At 48.5% G+C, this 5,948-nt stretch carries 4 protein-coding genes and 1 pseudogene; 3 read left to right on the forward strand and 2 right to left on the reverse strand.

Translation table 11 applies throughout. From position 1 onward, the window contains the following. Together ACWA6V_RS15680 and ACWA6V_RS15685 are read left to right on the forward strand one after the other, a co-directional pair. Window positions 1-585: pseudogene (locus ACWA6V_RS15680) on the forward strand (hypothetical protein); the annotation flags it as partial. Window positions 586-646: 61 nt separating this feature from the next. Then, on the forward strand, window positions 647-1,576 hold the full coding sequence (locus ACWA6V_RS15685; RefSeq protein ID WP_449523369.1) for a hypothetical protein: 930 nt from the start codon (window positions 647-649) through the stop codon (window positions 1,574-1,576). Here ACWA6V_RS15685 and ACWA6V_RS15690 read toward each other — a convergent pair. Both ACWA6V_RS15690 and ACWA6V_RS15695 read right to left on the reverse strand, forming a co-directional pair. Further along, window positions 1,561-3,318 (reverse strand): GNAT family N-acyltransferase, encoded by a 1,758-nt coding sequence (locus ACWA6V_RS15690; RefSeq protein WP_449523370.1) that lies wholly within the window; start codon window positions 3,316-3,318, stop codon window positions 1,561-1,563. The genes ACWA6V_RS15685 and ACWA6V_RS15690 overlap by 16 nt on opposite strands. A 236-nt stretch (window positions 3,319-3,554) precedes the next feature. Then, complete coding sequence (locus ACWA6V_RS15695; protein WP_449523371.1) at window positions 3,555-4,697, reverse strand: hypothetical protein; 1,143 nt, start codon at window positions 4,695-4,697, stop codon at window positions 3,555-3,557. A 307-nt stretch (window positions 4,698-5,004) separates the two neighbouring features. On the opposite strand from ACWA6V_RS15695, the gene serB reads away from it, so the two are divergent. Further along, a partial coding sequence (serB, locus tag ACWA6V_RS15700; RefSeq protein WP_449523372.1) for a phosphoserine phosphatase SerB occupies window positions 5,005-5,948 on the forward strand: 944 nt, incomplete at its 3' end.

Here is a 5,948-nt window from a genome sequence, read left to right on the forward strand (position 1 = left end):
GTACCCATCCCACTTGAGCGTGGCTTGCTTGGGTATCGCCAGATTATTATTCGTAAAGAGCGCGTTGCAGAATTTGATTCGATAAACACAGTGCAAGATTTGGCGCACTTAAAAGCGTGTCAGGGCGCGCAATGGGCGGATACCGATGTACTACGAGCGGCGCATTTAAACCTGATTACCAGTGTTAATTACGAGAGTTTATTTAAGCAGCTCTCTGCTGGACGTTGTGACTATTTCCCGCGCGGATTTAATGAGGCGAAAGCTGAACTGGCGAGGCGCGCAGCGTTATACCCGGATTTGATGGTTTATGAACCTCTGATTTTACACTACCCTTTTGCCGCCTATTTTTTTGTGCATAAAGATAATAAAGTGCTGGCGCTGTGGTTACAGGAAGGTTTGGAAAAAATGATTGATGATGGTGAACTGTTAGCTCACATGCAGCAGCATGAGCATACCAGCCGTGCATTTCCACTAAGTAATGTTAATGTAAATCGCATACTGCTAATTCCAAATTATTATTTGCCTAACTTTTCTAACCAAGAGGATATGCGCTACTGGTTTCAACCAAGTGACTTTAGGCGATAACTTGACGTGTGATGACTGTCATCCCTATCCCTCTAGAAATGATTATTGTGGCGCGGACAGGATGCAACGTATCTATTTTTACAAAGAGGCTGGGTTAATGTCAGTAACGAGATTTTGCTTATCAGTCATTCTGGTGTATGCACTTTCTGATAGTGCCGTGTCATCGGTTGTGAACATACCCAAACCTCAACCTGATTCTCGTGTTGCACAAGACTACTACACCCAGTTACTGCGCCAAGCGCTTGCCAAAGGAGCTGCCGGGAGAGATATCCCTGAACTGCGCGAGACTAGCATCATGGAGCAAGGGCGAGCTATTCGCGAATTAAATCGAGGGACAATGATTGATGTATATTGGATGGGCACCAGTATTGAGCGTGAGCAAAAACTGCGTGCTATTCGTATACCATTGGATAGAGGTTTAATCGGATATCGTCGTTTTATTATCCGCACTGATAGGCAAGGTGAATTTGACAGCGTTAAACATGGTGCAGAGTTAAGGCATTTGCTTGCATGCCAAGGGCTGGATTGGCCTGATGTGGATATCATGCGTTCTGCTGGCTTGCGAGTAACTGAAGTGGCTGTATTAGAAGGGCTGTATCAGCAAGTGGTAGCGAGGCGTTGTGATTATTTTCCGCGAGGCTATTATGAGGCTGTGCCTGAATTAATTGAACGTACTAAGTCATACCCTGAGCTGACTGAACAAAAAACGTTGATTTTACATTATCCGTTTGCGGTGTACTTTTTTGTTAGACCGGGCAATGAAGAGCTAGCTCAATGGATTGAGAGAGGTTTGGAAAAAATGATCGATGAGGGCGAGTTTCTCTTGTATATGAAAAACCACCCACTCACCAGTCATGTATTTCCATTAAATAAAACCCTTGTAAATGGCGTTATTTTACATATCCCTAATCCGCTCTTACCTAACGACACTAATTATCTAAATCCCCGTTACTGGTTTCAGCCGGAAGAGTTTGGTTACTCGGTTAATTGAGTGGGTTTTAAATAGCGGCTCCGTTTTGCTTCTTTCATACAAGTTAGATCGCCCATAAATAATCCGTCTACACAATTGCCAAACTCTGAGTCCACACTGAACGCGAGTAAGTGATAGCCGCCTTCTTCATACAGGCTTGCGTATTGTTTAAACAGCACGGGGATTTTGCAATCGTGTTTTTTAAACTCTTCTTGCAGCAATTCAAAGCCCTGTTCGCTATCGAGTTTGGCGAAGCGGTGCTGTAAATCGATTAATACGTCTTCATCAATTTCATGCGGGTGATTGCCTTCTGCAAGGTTTTCATCATTCGCATTTTTCACTGAGTAGTAACGCTCGTAATAAAACACTAATAAATCGCGCAGCACTTTGGGGTAGTGCGCACTCATGCTGACCGGGCCAAATACATAGCGCACTTGCGGATGATGAGATAAGTAGGCCCCCAGCCCTTGCCATAAATAATCTAGGCTGGCTTTTCCCCAATAATCCGGGTGTACAAAACTGCGGCCCAATTCCAAGCCTTGTTCCAAATAGGGAGTAAGCGATGAATGGAAATCAAACAACTCGGCCGTGTAGAGCGAGTTCGCGCCTTTTTTCTTCATCAATTTGTGCGCCTCACCTAAGCGATAGGCACCAGCGATACACAGCTTTTCTTCGTCCCACAATACCAAATGGCGATAGTAGTGATCGTATTTGTCCAGATCGCGGCGGCTGCCTGTACCTTCACCGACTAAGCGAAACGTCTGTTCACGCAGGCGGCCAACTTCGCGCAGTACCACCGGGTGTTGGTTGTAATCGCATAAAAAGATTTTGTGGTTGTCGCGGGTGCTGCCAATTAGTTGCGCGGTTTTAAATTCTTTTTTCAGCGCGGAGCGATCTTCCGGGTGGGCGATAGTTTTTTCCGTTACAAAAACTGGCGCATTATTTTTTTTGGATGAAATGCCCTTGCCGATTTTATAGACGTGTTTTTTCAGGCGTTTGATTAAGGCTTTATCGGCAAGTTGATCCGATTGCAGTGCATGGTGCGGAATCATCTCACCCACACGGAATTTAATTTCCGCCGAGCGTTTATTAAACATTTCGTGCGCGAGCAGGGCGGTCGCCAGCGGTTTGAAAATCATCGAGGCGCTGTAGAACAGCATTGAATTTTTGGCGGAGACAAATATCGGCAGCAGCGGTGCATTGGTTTTTCGCGCAAAGTGCAAAAACCCCGCCTGCCATTTTCCATCTTTAATTCCGGTCGGGCTTGCGCGGGATACCTCGCCCGCCGGGAAAATAATAATCGCCTCGTCGTTATTGAGTGCTTGCAGGATATTTTTGTAACTTTGCTTGTAAGCGGCGCGGGTCATATTGTCGAGCGGTAGCAGTAAATCGTGTAGCGGCTCAAAGGCCATCAACATATCGTTGGCGATAATTTTTACGTCTTTGCGCACTTCGCTTACCAACCGCAGCAGTGCTAAACCATCGAGTGAACCAATCGGATGGTTGGCGATGATAATCACCCGCCCTTGTGAGGGAATATTGTTGCGCTCGCGCTGGGAGATGCTGTAACTGAAATTAAAATATTCAAAAATCCGGTCGATAAAATCAATCCCGCGGTTGCCTTCATGCTCGCGCAAAAACGCATTGATCTCGCGCTCGTGGGTGAGCTTGCGCAGAATACTGAGCGTGGAGTTGCGTACTATCGGCGCTTGCTGGGTAAAGCCGGGGAATTTATTGGTAATGGATTGTTCGATGTTGAGCATGGTAGTCACAACCTTGCGATGGGCGATACTGCAAGGCTATGACTAATCGGTGACGGTTATGTGATGGAATTGTTGCAGGTGTGTGACAGTACAAATCCAAAATGTTGCGAAAATCTTGCAGCTGGATTGCGGTGTTCTATCCGGGACCGTCTGAGACATGGATGTCGAAGATGAGCCCCCATGGATGGGTTTACGGCGTGTCCCGGATGGAATACCGCAATCCAGATCGCACACGGCTAGGCAGTAGTCGCACCAACAAGTTGCTCTTCCTGTTTCGCCAGCAGCGCCGCATAGGGCGCTTTCAAACCAATCAGCTTGCCGCTATCACTCACAATTTCCAGATGCTCCTGCAAATCGCCATCGATCAAACGCTGGCTAATTAAGACTTCGCCTTTGTCCGGTTTTAAATGGTTGTTATGTTGCACCACAAAATCTTTCAGTAGCGATTTATTGGAACTTACCGGTGCCGATAACTCATGTACGGCTGCCGCCAAATGCAAGCGGGGGCTGGGGCTTTTGGCGGCCAAGCTATTCAACAATTGCGCGGCGCATGCTGCGCGGAAACTGCATTCGTAAAATGCTTCGCCAGTGAAATCAATAATGAGTGTCTCGCCCGATAACATCTGGCGCTGGCCGCTGTATAAATTCAGCACGCCCTGCAATTGCTTTTCAAAACGGCGCAGCACAGTCGCAAAACTTTCGCTGTTCAATTGTTGGTACAGCTTGCCCATATTCACAATGTCCAAACTCAAACGCACAGATACTTGTTTCGGTAATTCCGGCTCGGGTTCGGGCGCTTCGTTGATCGTAGGCATTTTCTCCACAACCGCCGTGACTATTTCACTCGCCGTGGGCAATTTATCTTTTAATTGCGACCACCACTGGCGCTGGATCGACCACCAGATCACCAGCAGCGAGAAAAATACCGCCGCCATCCACAGCATAAAAAAGCGGTAGTCACGCTCGGTGTGTACTGGCATATCGAGCGTCACCTCCAAATAACCGGCGACATTATTGTGCAATGCGATGGGCGCTGAAAAATTGTAGCGGCGCCCTTTAATTTCCTGGTTGGGTTTAAAACCGCTTTGCACCAGCAGCTGGTTTTCCACATTGTGGATGGTCGCACCTACTACATTGGGATATTGGCCGACTTCGAGGAGGATCGCTTGAAGGCTTACCAAGTCCTGTTGCAGGGTCGCATTTACAGCTTGCCGTGCTGCGCTGTTGGCGAGCACTTGGCCATAGTGACTGATCTGCTCGCGCTGGTTTTGTTCGCTGTTGTGAATATAGGCCCAGGCACCAAAGGCACCGAGTGCGATCAGAAGCAGGCTGCAAAGGCTGAGCTGTGGGTAGGTGCGGTAGGTATTGATCAATGCCATTTTGTTGTTAAGTCCGTGCTCGTCATGTTGCGTTCATGATTCAACCCCAGTTCCTGCCGGGGTCGGTGGTCAGACACATGCTCGCCCCAATGGCAGCAATATGTCGTGTGGAATCGCATTCTAGCCTAAGTTATCGATGCGTGCTAAGGCACAGTTCGTGTCTGGAAGCTGCTGTGAGCGGCCATGAATTCCGCTAGAATGCGCGCTTTGCGCAATCGCCCCCAAGTACATGCGGCGGTGACCGGTAGTAAAAGTTAGCACGCACCGGGCCAATACGTATGTTTGTTACCCCTTATAGAGAGGCACTGTGAACGAACTTTTATTGATTAATGCATCGGGGCAGGATCAGCCCGGCATCACCCGCGCTATTACCAATGTGCTTGCCCGTTGCGAAGCGCGTGTATTGGATATAGGCCAAGCCGTTATCCACGATACTTTGGCACTGGGCATTTTGGTTGAGCTGCGTATCGCCGCCGATGTGCGCGCGCAACTGCTCGACCAAATCCAACAAGCCACCCAGCCACTCGGTATTCAGGTGCGCTTTCAAACCATCACCGCCGAAAGCTACGAGCATTGGGCGGAGCAACAGGGCAAAACCCGCCACATAGTTACGCTGCTCGCGCGCCAAATCGATGCGGCGATGATTGCCGAGTTAACGGCGGTGACTTCCAAACACGGTTTGAATATCGACAGCATCAGCCGTTTGTCTGGCCGTGTATCACTCGCCGATTTGGATGCGGGCGAAGAACATCAGGGTAGCGCCTGCGTAGAATTTTCAGTGCGGGGAATGCCTGCAGATTTAGTAGCACTGCGCGCGGACTTTATGGAGTTGTCAGCGCGTTTGAATATCGATGTCGCCTTCCAGCGCGATACGGTGTATCGCCGCAATCGCCGCCTGGTATGTTTCGATATGGATTCAACATTGATTGAAGCAGAAGTTATCGATGAGCTTGCCAAGGCCGCTGGTGTAGGCGAACAAGTTGCTGAAATTACCGAAGCCGCCATGCGTGGCGAATTGGATTTCAAACAAAGTTTTGCTCGCCGCATGGCGCTGCTCAAAGGGTTGGATGAATCGGTACTCGCGGGAATTGCGGATGAATTGCGCATCACCGAAGGCGCCGAAAAATTAATTTCATCACTCAAAAAACTCGGCTACAAAACCGCAATTTTATCGGGTGGATTTAATTACTTCGGTCGCTATTTGCAAACCAAACTCGGCATTGATTACGTCTACGCCAACGAACTGGATAT

The sequence above is a fragment of the Cellvibrio sp. genome (genome assembly GCF_053579595.1).